Raw genomic sequence first — 14821 nt, forward strand, 5'->3', positions numbered from 1 at the left:
TTTCGAGCCAAGGTAGGATTTCTGCCGGACGAGTTAGCCGGACGTAATCATCTTCAAAACGAGTCTTCGACACGACATAGCTGCCGTCTTCGTGCTGATGCGGAAAAAGTAGCTCGCCAGTATTAGCGCCCCTGCTAACAAATGCGTGTAGATCAAGCTTCGGCAACGTTCACTCCCTCAGATTACTACGCACCGTCATAGCTGCGGTCCATCAGTGACTTCGCCTTCTCCAGCGTGGCGACATCAGTGATGATGATTTCAAGGTCGCCCGTTCCGAAGTGGCCGATGTTGCGTACGTCACGGGTAAAGCCGGGCTCAAGATCGACGGTATCCGGATCGACCTTGACGAAAACCTTGAGGTGCCTGATCTGCGGTTTGACCTCGACACAGGCGAAGTTCTTCAGGCGGCGGAAGGCAACATAGTTGTCGAGGGTCTTCAGCTCGACATCGTCGCCCAGCGCCAGCAGGTACGCCTTTGTCGCCTCGTAGAGATCGACAAGCTCTTGGTCAGCGTCTGCGAGGTATTGCGTAACGGTCTTCTGGCGAGATCGTGGTCGGGTTGCCGCAGGCTCACCTTGGGCATCACTACTGACAGGGCTTTCGCGCGCGGACCGCTCTGATGTCGAGGTCAGCAGTTCGAACAGCAAAAGCTCGTCACCAAAGCGGCGATAGCGGACCAGCGCGATATTCCGGTTCATCTGGTTGACCGCGTGAGCGTCATACTTGGTGAAATCGCCGGCGATGCAGATCAGCCGGGGCGTTGTCCAATCGACGGCTTTGGCCTCTTCGGCGCCGAAGCGCTCCAGAACAAGCCATTCGAAATCGCGGCGGTGATCCATGAGCCAGTCGAGGTAGAACAAGCCTTGGTTGATGACGTTCTCGTTGCTGGCCCGCTTGTACTCAACGATGACCGGCGAACCGTTCTCGTCGATGCCGAGCGAGTCCATGCGCCCGCCATTGCTCGTTGAGAACTCGGAGGCAAGAAACCGCACGCCAAGAAACGCTTCCATGTTGCGTTCAATGAGGGTCTGGAGCGATTTTTCTAGCGCAACCGCACTGCCGCGAAGTTCGGTGACTGATGCGCTGTCCGTGCGAAAGAGTTTAATATCGCTCATATAATAATCACCAGATGAACTGGTGCCCCATCCGATCAAGTCTTCTCAGGCGTTCCTCGTAGTCCGGCATGATGGTTTCCAGTGAACGCCAAAACCGCCGTGAATGATTGTGCTCAAGAACGTGACACACCTCATGGGCGATAACGTAATCAACCAACGGCATTGGCGCCATCACCAAGCGCCAATTCAGGCGGATCCGCCCTCGGGCGTCGCAACTTCCCCAGCGCTTGGACTGGTCAACGACGTTGACGGTCGGTGTGGGAATGCCAAGCATCTCTGCAAGCATACGCGCGCGGACGGGGAAATGCTGAATTGCATGGGCCCGATACCAGTGCCTGAGACCACTGCGGACTGCGGCGCGTTGGACTGATGGATGTCCATTCGGCAGCACCGGAGCGACAAGGGTCGAGCCCCTCGCGGCAATCCGGGTGGTGACGGCGGTTTCGTCGGCAATAAGCTTCAACCGGTACTGGCGACCGAGATAGTGGAAGGTCTCGCCGCTCACAAACTCCTTGGCGACGGGCTGTCCACCGAGCTCCCGATACGCAGCCTGTTTGCGGAGTAGCCACGCGCCTTTCTTGCGCACAATGCGGAGCACACGCTCATCGTTGAGGTCTGACGGTGCGAGCACGCGCACTCCATCGAAGCCAACCGATATCGCCACGGTTTTCCGGCGGGCGGTCCGCTCGATCTGGAAAGCGAAGGTTTCGCCGCCAAAGACGATGGAGTGCCGCGCCGCGTCCGTCATCCCGCATACCTCGCGCGGGCGACATCCATGATCTTTGCCGTCGCAGCCTCGACCTTGTGCGCATCCAGCCCCAAGCTGCGCAATTGCTCCTTGATCGACCGGCGCATCTGACGTTGCACGTCCTCTTTCTGATGCCAGTCGACAACCTCGGCATAGTTTTCGAGCGCTGTGGTGATAGCGGCTGCGCTCTGGGAGCGTTCGGCGTCTGGAATGTCGGCATCAATGAAAGGCAGAATGGCGGCAGCCGTTCCGGTAAGACCGTCGCTTCTGCCGCCTGAGCCAGAACGAAGCTCTGCAGCTTTCCCGACCATGGCTTCAAGATGGGACAAGGCGCTGGCGGCAGAGACGCGCGATTCCCGTCTGTCGTTGACGATCCGCTCAAGTTGCTCCCAGAGCGAGGCGTAGGCCGTAGGGTTTTCCTCGCGGTGGACGTGGATTTCCTGACGGATGGCGTGCTCGATCTCGGCCGCCTTCGCGTCGCTTGACCGCAGGCTGTCCAGATGCGGGCGGAAGGCGGGGTCGAGAATGTCGAACTTCACCAACAACTGTTCGACACCCGACACGGACAGATGGCTGGTGATGATCTCTCCCACCTTCGCGCCATAGTCCTTGGGATCAAACGGCTCCTCGTGATAGGCGCGGCGGGCGAGAACGCGAATGCGCGACAGCCATTTCAGGTCGGACGGATAAGGCTCTTCCAAGGCCTTGGGGTCCGGCAAGACCATGTCCATGGCTTCGGCGAAGCGCAAAAAGTCGAGCTCGAATTTGGCGCGGATGTCATCGGGGCGCAGCAGGTCGACGCATGCTGCATCGTCCTGACGGTCAAGCCCTTCGAAAAGCCGGATCGCGGCTCTGTGGCGACTTTCAAGAAGCTGGATTTTCTCGGACAGCGGACGGAGCGCGTTCGCTATGCCATCCTCTTCGGAGAACATATCCAGGGCATCCGCGATGCGCTTGTTGTCGCCCCAATAATCGACGACCAGCCCATAGGTCTTACCCTCAGCGGTGCGGTTGACGCGGGCTATCGCCTGCAACAGCGTATGCTCGCGTAACGGCGCGTCGAGATAGAGAACCTGTTCAACCGGCGCATCAAAACCGGTCAGCAACATGTCACACACCACAAGTATCTTCAGCGGATCATCGCGCTTCTTGAAGCGGCCAATCAAGGTGTCGCGCTCGCTCTTGGACAGGTGATGGGCTTGGAGCCGGGCGCTGTCATTGTTCGAGGTGGACATGATGAGCGCGCACTCAGGCGCGCCAAATTTTCTCAAAGCCTCGACATAGCTCACGGCGACGTCACGGCTCACCGTCACGATCTGCGCCTTGAACCCGTTCGGTTCGATGGTGCTTCGATAGTGCGCGAGGATGTCCTTGGCGATGGCCTCAACGCGAACCTCGGCTCCGGCCAGCTTCTCCTGCAGCCGCATACCACGTTTGAGCTTCTCAATCTCTTCGTCAGTCAGTTCGGGAAAGGCCGCCCGGATATCCCGTTCAAGATCGCGTCCGTCGATCCGGAGTTGCGCGTCGCGCATTTCGTAGAAGATCGGGACGGTGGCGCCATCTTTCACAGCCTGATCGATGAGATAGCGGTGCAGGTAATCGCCAAAGACCTCGCGGGTGTTGCGGTCCTTCTTGTCGATGGGCGTACCGGTGAAGGCGATCATGCAGGCATTGGGCAGTCCGGCACGCATGCGGGCGGCCAAAGCGCCATACTGGGTCCGGTGCGCTTCATCGACCATGACGAAGACGTTGCGCGCTTTGGAAATGACAGATGAGCCTTTCGGCACGGCACTGTGAAACTTGTGAACGGTCGTCAGCACAGTCGTCCCCGCCCCGCCCGACAGAGCTTCGCGCAGGGCCGCCCCGCTTTCCGCCTGAATGGGATTGGCGAAGCCTGAGCGCTGGAATTGCCCGGTGATCTGGTCATCAAGATCAGTCCGGTCCGTAACGATGACGAGGGTCGGGTTCTCGGCTTCGGGCAGCCGTCTCAGCTTGGTCGCCAGAAACACCATGGTCAGCGATTTGCCCGAACCTTGGGTGTGATGGATGACGCCGCCCCGGCGCTGGGGATTGCTTGCGGTGCGGATGCGCTCGATCGCCTTGCCGACGGCGACGAATTGCTGATAGCGCGCGATCTTCTTGATCCGTCGCCCGTCGATGGTCTCAAAGATGACGAAGTTGCGGACGAGATCGAGCAGATTGGCCGGAGAGAGAAGCCCGGCGAGCAGGATATCCTGCCCGGTTGGCGTCCGGCCCAGTTGCGCGGAGAGCGCATCGAGCGTCAGCGGATAGGAATCCTTCCACTCCGCCCAATGGCGCACCGGGGTCAGCGTCGTGCCGAATTTCGCCGTGTCGCGGGCGAGCGCGATGGAAATCTGCGCCGTCTCGAACAGGCGCGGTGCCCCAAGGCCTGAGAACTCGTCCCTGCTTTCATAGCGGCGGAACTGGCGGATCGCTTCGCCCATCGGATCAGCCAGAGAGGGCGATTTGCACTCGATCACCGCCAGCGGGAGGCCGTTCACATAAACAATGAGATCAGGAATGATTTCCTGTCGCGGGCCTTTGATCGCGACCTGCCGGGCGAACTCAAACGTGTTGGCCGAGGGATCATCGAAATCGAAGAACCGAACCGTGCGGTCCTGCCGCCTGCCGCCTTCGGTATGGGCGGCGGTCACGCCATAGGTGAGCGCCGTATAGGCGGCCTCATTGGCCTCCATCACATCGACAGCGGAAACGCGCGTGACGGCGGCGACCGCGCGGCGCACGCCGTCCTCGTCCAGCCATGGATTAAGGCGCTTGAGGCATTCGGCCAGACGCACTGTCAGAACCGGCTCGGTCGAAAGCCCGTCGCGCAGGCGACGCACCTCGTCTGCAGGCAAGGGCTTATAGTCGAATAGGACTCGCAGCAGGTCCGCCGCTGGTTCTTCGACCCAGTCGCGCTCGAACTGGTCATTCGCTTGGGTCATGCGGCCTGCCCGGTTTTGCCGCGATGACGCGAGATCAGGCTGTCTGGCAGCCGGATGCGGCCGGAGAGGAGTTCCTGGGCGAGGGCGGTGCGGGATTGATTTACAAACGCAAGGCTTGCCTTCTCCGCAGCAATTCTCTCATCAAAGGTCTTTGCGATGGCGGCAATTTCAATTTGCTCGTTCACCTCAGGTAAAAGAACGGGGAATGAGCGCAGATCGCTGGTATTTATCGACGCGAGATTTGTTGTTTGCTTCGATGAAAGCCGGAAGTAAGCCTTGCCCTTTCGGCTCGCGGCCAGCAATGCAAGAAATTCTGGCTTAAGCGCAGGTTTGCATCGGACCGCAAACACGTGGTTTTGGTGAACGCAGGGGGATATCTCACCATTCCAAACACAACCTCGCCCGAGCTTGTCGAAGTCGCCGCCCTCGTTGAAGAGAACATCTCCTTTTCTAAGAGAGTAGCGCTCCAACTGGTCCCGTTCGATCAAAAGCGTTTTGATCTCTGCCAGATCAAGATATCCATCCTGAACATTGGCGACGCGCAGGTACGGGACTGAAAGCGGATTTTTGAGTTTTCGTTCCTTGCTCTTGGATATCCCGGTTCGAATTGTTGCGACATCGCGCAATCGAGATGTTTTCCACCCTCTGTCTGATGAGGCTTGCAGCCGGTCTTCCAAAATTTCGTTCTTCGCATTGACGAGCGCCGCAATCAGCGCCTCCGTCTTGGCGATAGCCGCCTCCACCGAGCCCAGGACCTCGGCAATTGCGCGCTGTTCGGCGAGCGGCGGGAGCGCAAATTTGAATGCAGATAAATCCCTGAACAGGATCGACTTTCTACGATTGACCCCGCCGTTGCTGTAGGGATCGAAGCGACCACTTAGCGCAAATCTTTTGAATTTCCGGAGCGCGATTTCAGGATCGATGTCTTCAGGGTTGATCTCGAAGACAGTGTACATCGGGCTTATCAAGCCCATGTCCTCGTTCTTCAGATAGTCGATGGAGCCTTCGTCCAGATGAATTGTGGCATAGGCGAACTGCCCACGGTTCACGATCTTGTATTGTCCGGTGTTTGTGCTGTGTACGGATTTTGAGAAGTACTCGTTGGAGCGAACGAAGCCTCGGTGCTTTGTCATGCTGAGGACCGGGATATGCGTGCCCCCGTGGTTTCTGGTGGAAACTTCGCGCGCGATTTGACCGATGCGCACCTCGCGCCAGCCTTTGGGCACTTCAACCGACATAGCCCATCTCCTTGAGAAGGGCGTTCATGCGGGCTGCTGCTTCGTCGCGCGCCTTTTCAGCGTCCCAGAGCTTGGTGAGTTCGGCCTGCACATCGATCGGCTTTTCCGGCTCCAGCGTGTCGATGTATCGGGAGATGTTGAGGTTGAAATCATTCTCGGCGATTTCGGCCATGTCCACCACGCGCATGAAGCGGTCGTTGGGCTCGCAAAGCTTCTTGCGCTGGTCAACCTCCTCAGCGTCAGCTGCTTTATCGTTGAACGCCGCGTGGTCGCCCCACGCCTCAAACGCATCAACGATCCGCGTGATGTTACTTTCGCCGAGTATGTTCTTCTTGGGCCGCTCCTCAAACTCCTTCGCGCCGTGGATGAACAGCACCTTGCCCTTGCGCTCGGGCGCTTTCGCCTTGTTGAGGATCAACACGGTCGCCGGGATGCCGGTGCCAGCGAAGAGGTTTTCGGGCAGGCCGATGATCGCCTCGAACAGATCGGCCTCCAGCATCGCCTTGCGGATGCGCCCATCGCCCGAGCCTCGGAACAGCACGCCATGCGGCATCACCACCCCGCATACGCCCTTGGCGTTGAGGGTCGCCACCATGTGCTGAACGAAAGCCAGATCGCCCATATTCTTGGGCGGGATGCCATAGATGAAGCGGTTATGGCCCTTCTTCTCGGTATCGCCTTTGACATCGTCTGCGCCCCAGCTGTCGAGGGAGAAGGGCGGGTTGGCGATCACGCGATCATACAGGAACAGGTTGCCGTCCTGGTCGAGCAGGCGCGGATTGCGGATCGTGTCGCCCTTTTCAATCCGCGCATCGCGAAGCCCGTGCAACAGCAGGTTCATCTTGGCGATGGCCCATGTGCCAAGGTTCTTTTCCTGGCCATGCAGGGTGATGTTGAGCGCTTCGCCCAGCCGCTTGCCTTCAAGCTTCGCCACATGCTCGGCCACCTGAACCAGCATGCCGCCAGAACCACAGGTGGGGTCGCTGATACGCATGCCCGGCTGTGGGTCCAGCAGTTCGACAATCAGCCGCACGACATGATGGGGGGTGTAGAACTCGCCGCCCTTCTTGCCTGCATCGTCCGCGAACTTGTCGATCAAGAATTCATAGGCGCGGCCCAGCATATCCGGTTCGGACAGGGAGGCATTGGACAGGTCGATGCGAGAGAAATGGTCGATCAGGCGCGACAGAACGCCTTCGCGGTTCTTGGCGTCGCCCAGCCGCGATTCAGAGTTGAAATCGATATTGGCCAGCACGCCTTCAATGGAAGGATTGGCGTCCTCAATCGCGGCGCACGCCTTGTTGAGGTGATCGCCAATGCCGGTGGTCAGCTTTTTGATGGATGACCAGCGCGCCCGCTCGACCAGAAAGAACTCATGCTCATCTGGATCGCTATAGGCGACATCCTCCGGCAGACCCTGACGGATCGCCTCCTTGGCCTCTTCCTCAAACCGGTCAGACAACCGTTTCAGGAACAGAAAGCCAAAAATGTATATCTTGTAGTCGGAACTATCGATGGAGCCGCGCAGGATATCGGCGGACTTCCAGAGATGGTTTTCCAGTTCGGCGCGTGTGAGTTTGGCCATGTTTCCCTCAATGGTTCTGGTTGCCGCCGAACAGGCGCGCGTCAATCAGACGCCGCGCAAGCGTGCGGCGGATTTCGGCGGCCTCCAGGGCGGTGCGATAGGCGATCTGCGTCTCTTTAACGAGGGCGGCGATGCGCTTCTGTTCGTCGCGTGACGGCAGATTGATTTCGAGCTTGGCGAGATCCTTCGGCGACAGAGACAAAAGGGTGGTCGCCCCGCGCCGCAAGACTTCGATCTTAGGACGGAACACCTCGCTGGACAGGACCGCGAACAAGGCGCCGCCCATCACATCGGGTCCAGGGCGAACAACGATGATATTCGCGCTGGCGATGGCGCCTGTTGTCTCATCCCCCACAAGGCCGAATTTCAGCAGCGTCCCGCGCCCGGTAACGAGCACGTCGTCAGCTTGAACCGCATAGGTCAGGGCTTTGGAGGGGGACGAAAAACCCACCGTGTCCAATGCTTCTCGCGCGGCTACAGCGCCATCTTGAAGGTCGCGCACGCCGATAACCGACAGCCTTTCGCCCGGACGGACCACTGTTTCCTCGCGCGACACCCCAACGCCGGAAAAGACGTCCGCGACATCCATCAGGCGCGCTCGGGTGGTGGCTGGATTGATAAAACCGGCTTGTTCTCTCATGAGCGCCATATAGTCCGTAGCGCGTTACGATGTCAAGGTATGTCAAAACCGTAGCACGCTACGATATCATTAAATTAGATTATCTCTTGACGGCGCCGCGAATCTCGCTCATATAGGAACTGTCGGGCCAGACTCCGACATCGAAACCAAGGAGAACTATATGGGAACACGAGCGAGGCCGAGCGGCCTTACAATCACCGAGCGCGATGCAGCGCTTATTCGGGGAATGATCGAGCGGGGCGACCGCCATCACGATATCGCAGCGTTCTTCGGCCTCAATCAGGGCCGGATCGCTGAGGTAAAGGATGGAAAGCGGTTTCCAGATGTTCCGCCGGCGAGCCCCGACGAACTGCCGCCTAAAGGGCCGTATCTGACCCCGAAGGCAAACTGGATGGAAAACCGGCTGGCCTCGTAAACCAGCCGATTTCCGAATACCGGGGCCGAAGCCCGCTAGGCATGTCTTGAACAACACTACCCTAGCTGGCCCCTCCTTAAAGATCAATGACCCGGCGCTTCGGACGGGTCTCATTTTCCGGCCCAAGGAGGGCCATCAACATGTTTGAAATTCTTCGCGCCAATGCAGGCGGATACTTCTGGCGCCTGAAAGCCGCCAACGGCGAAACCCTGTGCCACTCCGAGGTCTACACCTCCAAGCAGTCCGCACAGGCGGGCGTAGACGCGGCAAAGAAGGTCGCGCCTCTCGCACAGGTCCACGACCGGACCTAACGCCTTCGGCGCTACCAGGAACGGGCCTCGCAGCGAACACTGCGAGGCCCATTTTTGTAGCTTTGGCTAAACTGAAACTCCCGACGCTCATGTTCGCCCTCTCGCGCGTGCGCGCGTGTTGGATACGGAGTCCCGGTCATGGACAGGATGTCTTTTTGCGTCACAAGTCTCTGATATCACTAGTAATTTCACGTTATTGACGTTAGTTTGAGGTGAGGCCGGAAGGAGGTCTCACCATGCCTAGTTGACCTGCTCCCCTGAATGTACCCATTCATAGGTTAGCCCTGTTCACGTTGTGGTCCATTGCGGACCGGGTTGCAAACTCGTTCGGTGTGAGCCCGTCGAGGCTCGTGTGTGGCCGGTTGAGATTGTAGTCGATCCTCCATTTTTCGATGATCTGCCGGGCATGGCGGTAGCTGCGGAACAGATGCTCGTTCAAGCACTCGTCCCTCAGCCTGCCGTTGAAGCTTTCCACGAGGCCGTTCTGCATCGGTTTTCCGGGCGCAATGTAATGCCATTCGACGTTGCGGTTCTGCTGCCAGGCGAGCATGGCATTCGAGGTGAGTTCGGTGCCATTGTCGGAGACGACCATGCAGGGATAGCCGCGCCTTTCGGCGATCGCATCCAGTTCGCGAGCGGCACGTTCGCCCGAGATCGAGTTGTCCACGACGGTCGCCAGGCATTCCCGGCTGAAGTCGTCGATGACACACAGGATGCGGAAGCGGCGTCCATCGACCAGCGTGTCCGACATGAAGTCGAGTGACCATCTCTGGTTTGGATCCTGTGGAATGGCCATTGGCGCTCGCGTACCCAAGGCTCGTTTCCTGCCGCCGCGTTTTCGAACCGTCAGACGCTCTTCCCTGTAAATCCGGTAGAGCTTCTTCCAGTTCACCGCCACGCCTTCGCGCTTCAACAGCAGGTGCAGGCGGCGATAGCCGAACCGTCGCCGTTCCGATGACAGGTCCCGCAAGCGCTGTCGCAGACCGGCATCGTCCGGCCTGCTCGACTGGTAACGGAAGACGCGCGGCGCAATGCCGACCAGGGCACAGGCCCGCCGCTGCGAATAGTCCTTCATCTCGATTGCCCAACTCACGGCTTTTCTCCTGGAGCCGGGCGTCAGAAGTTTTTTGTCAGCATCTCACGAAGCGTCGATACATCCATCATCTGCTCCGCCAGAAGCCTCTTCAGCTTCGCGTTCTCTTCTTCAAGCGCCTTCAGCCGCTTGGCGTCCGATACGTCCATGCCACCATACTTCTTGCGCCACGTGTAGAACGTCGCGTCACTGATGCCGTGCTTGCGACACAGCTCAGCCGGTGTCATGCCCGCCTGATGCTCCTTCAAAATGCCGATGATCTGCTCTTCCGAAAACCGTGATCGCTTCATGCCCTGTCTCCTTCGTTGGGGAACAGGCTAACCCAAAAACGGGGACATCTAAGGGGAGCATGTCATCCTTCCTTGTAGACCTGCTGACGGAGCGCAAGAAGCAGGCAGGCGAGTCGCCCTATGTCTTCCCCGGTCCCGGCAAGAACGGGCACCTGATGGAAACCAAGAAATTCCTGCTCCGCGTCAGCGCCGGATCGGGTGTGACCTTCACGCTTCACGATCTGCGGCGCACCTTTATCACCATCGCCGAAAGCCTCGACGTTCCCTATTACGCGCTGAAGCGCCTGCTGAACCACCGCGCCAATGGCGACGTCACGGGCGGCTATATCGTCGTGAACGCCGAGCGCTTGCGCGGGCCGGTGGAACAGGTTGCGGCGCGGATATTGGAGTTGGCCGATGTCAGGCAGTGACTCCACTTTTCTCGCGCCGTTCGGCGATGGATCAAGCGTGCTGGAACGCGTCCTGCTGGCGATCATCAAAGCGCACACGACACTAGTGACCGAAGGCCATCAGCAAGAGCGGCTGGACACGGCCATGACGGCGCTTATCGGGCCGGTCACAGACTACGAGCGGCAGCTTGAACAGGCGGTCCGCTACATGGCGCGGGAGCGGCAGCGGGACATCTGCGAAGCGGAAATGGCCGCGATACCATCCAGCCGAGCGGCTGCTACGACCTCAGCCCGTCCGATTGCGCAACTGGCCGAAGCGGCGGCGCGTAAGGTCGTGGGCTGCGCCACACCTGCCGAGCTTTGCGCCGTTGCGCGCGATCTCCGTCAGCGCTACCGCCTGTCCGACCAGACGCGCCCGATGGTGCCTGACTCCATCACCGCAGTGCTGGAAGAAGAAGCCGTCGGGCGCATATTGGCGGAACTAGAGGAATGGGGTGTTGCTGCGCGCTACTGATCGAGGCGGCACATCGCGCAGAGAGACCAACCGTTTAGGAGCCAATCGTTGGACTGGCATTCGCGGAACGTCCCTTCAGATTGAAATCATCAGACCGGTCTGCCATCATGACTTCAGATGCCCTCACAAGCATCTGCCGGACACGTCCGGTTGCGGTGGGTGACCTATAGTATGGCCCCCGATTGCGGGTGAAACTCCCGGCCGAGGTGGATAACGATCGCCGAGATTTCAGGCATTGGCTTCAACCAATGCGTGCTCGCACGCTCCACCTCGAAAGATTCAGCTATGCAAACCGCAGCTTTGTCTCGCGCCCGCACCGATGGCGCGTTTATTCCCGCAATCCAGGCGCAACCTCGCCACCCCGACCGGCTCCTGACGACCGGTCAGGTCGCGACCCTCACCACTATGAGCGAGTCGTGGCTGTGCAAGGGACGGGTTTACGGCTGGGGACCAAAATACATCCGTTTCGGGACCTCGGAAAAAGGCGGCGCGATCCGCTACCGCTGGTCGGACATCCTGCTCTACGTCGAGCGGAATGTCTGTGACCCGGAGGCTGGCAGCCATGACTGATTTCAGCCTCACCGCGGAACAGCAGTTCGTCTCGCCCTCCGGCGCGGCGGTCTTTTATAATCGGCTCGGCTGGGAGCCGCTCGTGCTCCCCGAGCGCAAGAAAGCGCCGAAAGGCAAATGGGGCGATCTGCCCCGCCTGTCCGACGAAGAACTTTCACGCAAGTTCGGCGCGACCAATAATGTGGGCATTGCGCTGGGCGACAGGTCGGGCGGACTGGTCGATCTCGACTTCGACTGGCCGGAAGCGGCCCGGATCGCGGACGCGGTCTTGCCGGATTTGCCCAGCTTCGGTCGGGCGACATCCCCCCGGAGCCATCGCCTCGCCCGGTGCAAGCTGCCGAAGAACCGGCAATTTAAGATCCCGCCCAGCGCGGCCCACCTGTTCGAGGCGGAGCGGTCTGTTGTCCTGGAGCTTCGCGGCGATGGGCTACAGACCATGGTCCCGCCATCTGTACACCCGAACGGCGAAACTGTGCGCTGGCACGATGACCCGCGCAGTGTTTCTGACGCGGACCCCAAGGACGTATCGCGGCGGGTGGGGGCGACAGCCGCCCTCGCCGTGATACTGTCCAAGTATCCGGCGACACGGGGCAACCGCGACAATATCTGTCTCGCCTTGACTGGCGTTCTCGTGCGTGCAGGTTGGGGTGACGATGACGTTGACCGCTGGGTCGAGCATGTCGCAACGCTGGCTGGCGACGAGGAAGCGGCCAAGCGCGGCGGCAAGGCCGCTGCGGCGCGCGAACGCTTCAATGCGGGCGAAGACGTATGGGGCATACCGGCGCTCTGCGAGCATCTCGGTATCGAGCCGATGGCCGACACCCTCCGGGGATGGTTTGGCATCTCCGGTGACGGACCGGTCGAAGACGGCGCGGCCATCCTCGTCCGTCCCGGCTTCCTGCCGCAAGCGGTCGACGCAGCGGAAGCGGCTCTGCTTGCTGCGGGCGTGCCGATCTACCAGCGCTATGACAGCCTTGTGCGCCCTGTCCGGCTGACCGTCAGCGCCCAGGAAGATGGCGTGGGTCGCGACAGCGGCGCTTTGATCCTTCAGCCGGTCGTGGCGGCATGGCTCCGCGAGCAGTTCGCGCTCACATCGAGATGGCTCAAGGAGAAAGATGACACGGTCAGGCGCGTTGATCCGCCCGCGCAAGCGCCGATCGCCTATCTGGCCCGTGTGGGCGATTGGCGGGTTCCGTTCCTTCAGGGTGTGATTCAAAGCCCGACGCTCCGGGCGGACGGGACGGTGCTGCAGGAGCCGGGATACGACCCGGCTACCGCTCTGCTCTACGATCCGGGGAATGTGGCATTTCCGGCGGTCCCGGAAGCACCGACCAAGGCCGACGCGGAAAAGGCCATCGCCGCCCTCGCCAAGCCGTTCCGCGATTTCTGCTTTGCCAGCGAGGCGGACAGAAGTGTAACGCTCGTCGCGGTGCTGACGGCGCTGGTCAGGCCGATGTTTCCGGCCGCCCCGCTGTTCGCCATAGATGCGCCAACTGCAGGGACAGGCAAATCGCTGCTCGCAGAGACAATTGGAGTGATCGCGACAGGGCACAAGCCGGCGATGCTGTCACAGGGCTATAATGGCGAGGAGGATCAAAAGCGGCTGTCCTTGGTGCTGATGGCGGGCGATCAGGTCATCATCATCGACAATTGCGACCGGCCCATTCAGGGCGACTTCCTGTGCTCCATGTTGACGCAAGAACGGGTGCGCCCGCGCATTCTCGGCAAATCGGAGATGAGGACGCTGCCGACACGCTGTCTCGTCATGGCGACCGGGAACAATCTGACCCTCTCCGGCGACGTCACACGGCGCGCGCTGATCTGTCGGATGGACCCCGGCATGGAACGACCGGACCAGCGCCAGTTCAGCTTTGATCCCCGTGTCGAAGCGCGGGCCAATCGCCCCGAACTGGTCATGGCGGGACTGACCGTGTTGCGCGCCTATATCGAGGCAGGACGACCGATGCCACGCGACACAATCGGTTCGTTCGAAGCCTGGAACCTTGTGCGCGAAGCCCTTCTGTGGCTCGGGCACGATGATCCGGCTGATACTCGTGAGCGCATTCTTGCTGACGATCCGGCCAAGGCGGTGCTGCTCGATCTGCTTCGCCTCTGGCGGTCGGCCTTGCAGGACCGTCCCGTCACCCTAGCTGAACTGGCAACAATGGCGGACAAGCAGGGCAAGGGACCGGCACAGGATCTTGTCGCGGAGCTGATCGCGACCACCCGATACCAGCACTTCAACGCGCGCAGCGTCGGGCGGTTTCTGGCCAAGCATGTCGACCGGATTGTCGGCGGTCTGGTGCTGCTGTCAGAATCCGATGGCTCCGGCGTGAAGTCCTATCGTGTTCGAGATGTCAGCGCGACGGCGCGGGACGGAAAGGACGACGAGCTATCGCCGTTCTGACGATGGCGGGAACCGGAAACCATAACCGGGTTTGACAGGGTATTGCGGGTTTGCGCCAACCGCGCGCTACCGCTGCAAACCCGCCTAACCCTTCAAAACCACAAAGCCCGGCAGGCGTGGCGCTTGCCGGGCTTTTAGTGTGCCCTCAGAGCCGCCTCAGACGTCCGAGGCGGGCGGTTTGGGCAGGGTGTGGGGGTGCGCGCCCGGCAGGGGCAGCACGGTTGCCTCGGGCCTCTCATCGGTGACCTTCTCCGCGCCCCCGTGGGCATGGATTCGCCAGATGCCGGTCTCATCGGCGAACACCGTATAGGCGAGCATTCCGTCCCCGGTCGGTGCTGCAGACCGGCTCTTGAGTCGGTAATCGAGACTGAGCCAAAGCGCACCCAGCGCAAAGGCCGGAGGCACGATCAGCCACAGCGTCTTCATCCAGTCCGACAGCGACTGATAAGTGTCGAACAAGTCTTGCCAGAAATTGTAGCTTTCCAATGTGGTCTGCTCCCGTTCAGCAGAACCATTATATCCTAAAATGGGATAATCCGA

At 60.2% G+C, this 14821-nt stretch carries 14 protein-coding genes; 6 read left to right on the forward strand and 8 right to left on the reverse strand.

Going from position 1 to position 14821, the window contains the following annotated elements; genetic code table 11:
- Positions 1 to 185 precede the first annotated feature (185 nt).
- From ACOQOU_RS10880 to ACOQOU_RS10905, 6 genes are read right to left on the reverse strand one after another with little or no spacing between them, the layout of a single operon-like run.
- Complete coding sequence (locus ACOQOU_RS10880) at positions 186 to 1115, reverse strand: DUF5655 domain-containing protein (protein WP_306026615.1); 930 nt, start codon at positions 1113 to 1115, stop codon at positions 186 to 188.
- 7 nt (positions 1116 to 1122) lie between these two features.
- Positions 1123 to 1863 carry a M48 family metallopeptidase gene (locus ACOQOU_RS10885; protein WP_306026614.1) on the reverse strand — a complete coding sequence of 247 codons (741 nt, stop codon included), beginning with the start codon at positions 1861 to 1863 and terminating at the stop codon, positions 1123 to 1125.
- Positions 1860 to 4829 carry a type I restriction endonuclease subunit R gene (locus tag ACOQOU_RS10890; protein WP_306026613.1) on the reverse strand — a complete coding sequence of 990 codons (2970 nt, stop codon included), beginning with the start codon at positions 4827 to 4829 and terminating at the stop codon, positions 1860 to 1862. Before ACOQOU_RS10890 ends, ACOQOU_RS10885 begins: the two co-directional genes overlap by 4 nt.
- On the reverse strand, positions 4826 to 6067 hold the full coding sequence (locus ACOQOU_RS10895) for a restriction endonuclease subunit S (protein ID WP_346433282.1): 1242 nt from the start codon (positions 6065 to 6067) through the stop codon (positions 4826 to 4828). The genes ACOQOU_RS10890 and ACOQOU_RS10895 overlap by 4 nt, the downstream gene beginning before the upstream one ends.
- Positions 6057 to 7652 carry a type I restriction-modification system subunit M gene (locus ACOQOU_RS10900; protein WP_306026618.1) on the reverse strand — a complete coding sequence of 532 codons (1596 nt, stop codon included), beginning with the start codon at positions 7650 to 7652 and terminating at the stop codon, positions 6057 to 6059. The genes ACOQOU_RS10895 and ACOQOU_RS10900 overlap by 11 nt, the downstream gene beginning before the upstream one ends.
- A gap of 7 nt (positions 7653 to 7659) precedes the next feature.
- Positions 7660 to 8292 carry a restriction endonuclease subunit S gene (locus tag ACOQOU_RS10905; RefSeq protein WP_306026617.1) on the reverse strand — a complete coding sequence of 211 codons (633 nt, stop codon included), beginning with the start codon at positions 8290 to 8292 and terminating at the stop codon, positions 7660 to 7662.
- Between the two features lie 160 nt (positions 8293 to 8452).
- Between ACOQOU_RS10905 and ACOQOU_RS10910 the strand changes: the two genes are divergently transcribed.
- Together ACOQOU_RS10910 and ACOQOU_RS10915 are read left to right on the forward strand one after the other, a co-directional pair.
- Entirely contained in the window at positions 8453 to 8707 is a 255-nt protein-coding gene (locus ACOQOU_RS10910; protein ID WP_306026620.1) for a hypothetical protein, read from the forward strand.
- Positions 8708 to 8847: 140 nt separating this feature from the next.
- A complete protein-coding gene (locus tag ACOQOU_RS10915) occupies positions 8848 to 9018 on the forward strand; it encodes a YegP family protein (RefSeq protein ID WP_306026612.1) in 171 nt (56 codons plus the stop codon).
- Between the two features lie 271 nt (positions 9019 to 9289).
- On the opposite strand, the gene ACOQOU_RS10920 is transcribed toward ACOQOU_RS10915, so the two are convergent.
- Positions 9290 to 10401 (reverse strand): IS3 family transposase gene (locus tag ACOQOU_RS10920; protein WP_306026631.1). Its coding sequence is split into 2 segments (ribosomal slippage): positions 9290 to 10149 and positions 10149 to 10401, totalling 1113 coding nucleotides; the frame shifts between segments, so codons are not numbered across the junction.
- 59 nt (positions 10402 to 10460) lie between these two features.
- Between ACOQOU_RS10920 and ACOQOU_RS10925 the strand changes: the two genes are divergently transcribed.
- From ACOQOU_RS10925 to ACOQOU_RS10940, 4 genes are all read left to right on the forward strand, one after another.
- Positions 10461 to 10811: a hypothetical protein gene (locus ACOQOU_RS10925; RefSeq protein ID WP_420578713.1), complete on the forward strand. Its 351-nt coding sequence runs from the start codon at positions 10461 to 10463 to the stop codon at positions 10809 to 10811.
- Positions 10798 to 11304 carry a hypothetical protein gene (locus ACOQOU_RS10930; protein WP_306026498.1) on the forward strand — a complete coding sequence of 169 codons (507 nt, stop codon included), beginning with the start codon at positions 10798 to 10800 and terminating at the stop codon, positions 11302 to 11304. Before ACOQOU_RS10925 ends, ACOQOU_RS10930 begins: the two co-directional genes overlap by 14 nt.
- Before the next feature lie 285 nt (positions 11305 to 11589).
- Positions 11590 to 11874, forward strand: a complete 285-nt coding sequence (locus ACOQOU_RS10935) for a helix-turn-helix transcriptional regulator (RefSeq protein WP_306026497.1) — start codon at positions 11590 to 11592, stop codon at positions 11872 to 11874.
- On the forward strand, positions 11867 to 14281 hold the full coding sequence (locus ACOQOU_RS10940; RefSeq protein ID WP_306026496.1) for a bifunctional DNA primase/polymerase: 2415 nt from the start codon (positions 11867 to 11869) through the stop codon (positions 14279 to 14281). Before ACOQOU_RS10935 ends, ACOQOU_RS10940 begins: the two co-directional genes overlap by 8 nt.
- A gap of 156 nt (positions 14282 to 14437) precedes the next feature.
- Here the strand turns inward: ACOQOU_RS10940 and ACOQOU_RS10945 are convergent, their stop codons facing one another.
- Positions 14438 to 14767: a hypothetical protein gene (locus tag ACOQOU_RS10945; protein ID WP_306026495.1), complete on the reverse strand. Its 330-nt coding sequence runs from the start codon at positions 14765 to 14767 to the stop codon at positions 14438 to 14440.
- Positions 14768 to 14821: the final 54 nt, after the last annotated feature.

This window comes from Oceaniradius stylonematis (assembly GCF_965223445.1).
GTDB lineage: Bacteria > Pseudomonadota > Alphaproteobacteria > Rhizobiales > Rhizobiaceae > Roseitalea > Roseitalea stylonematis.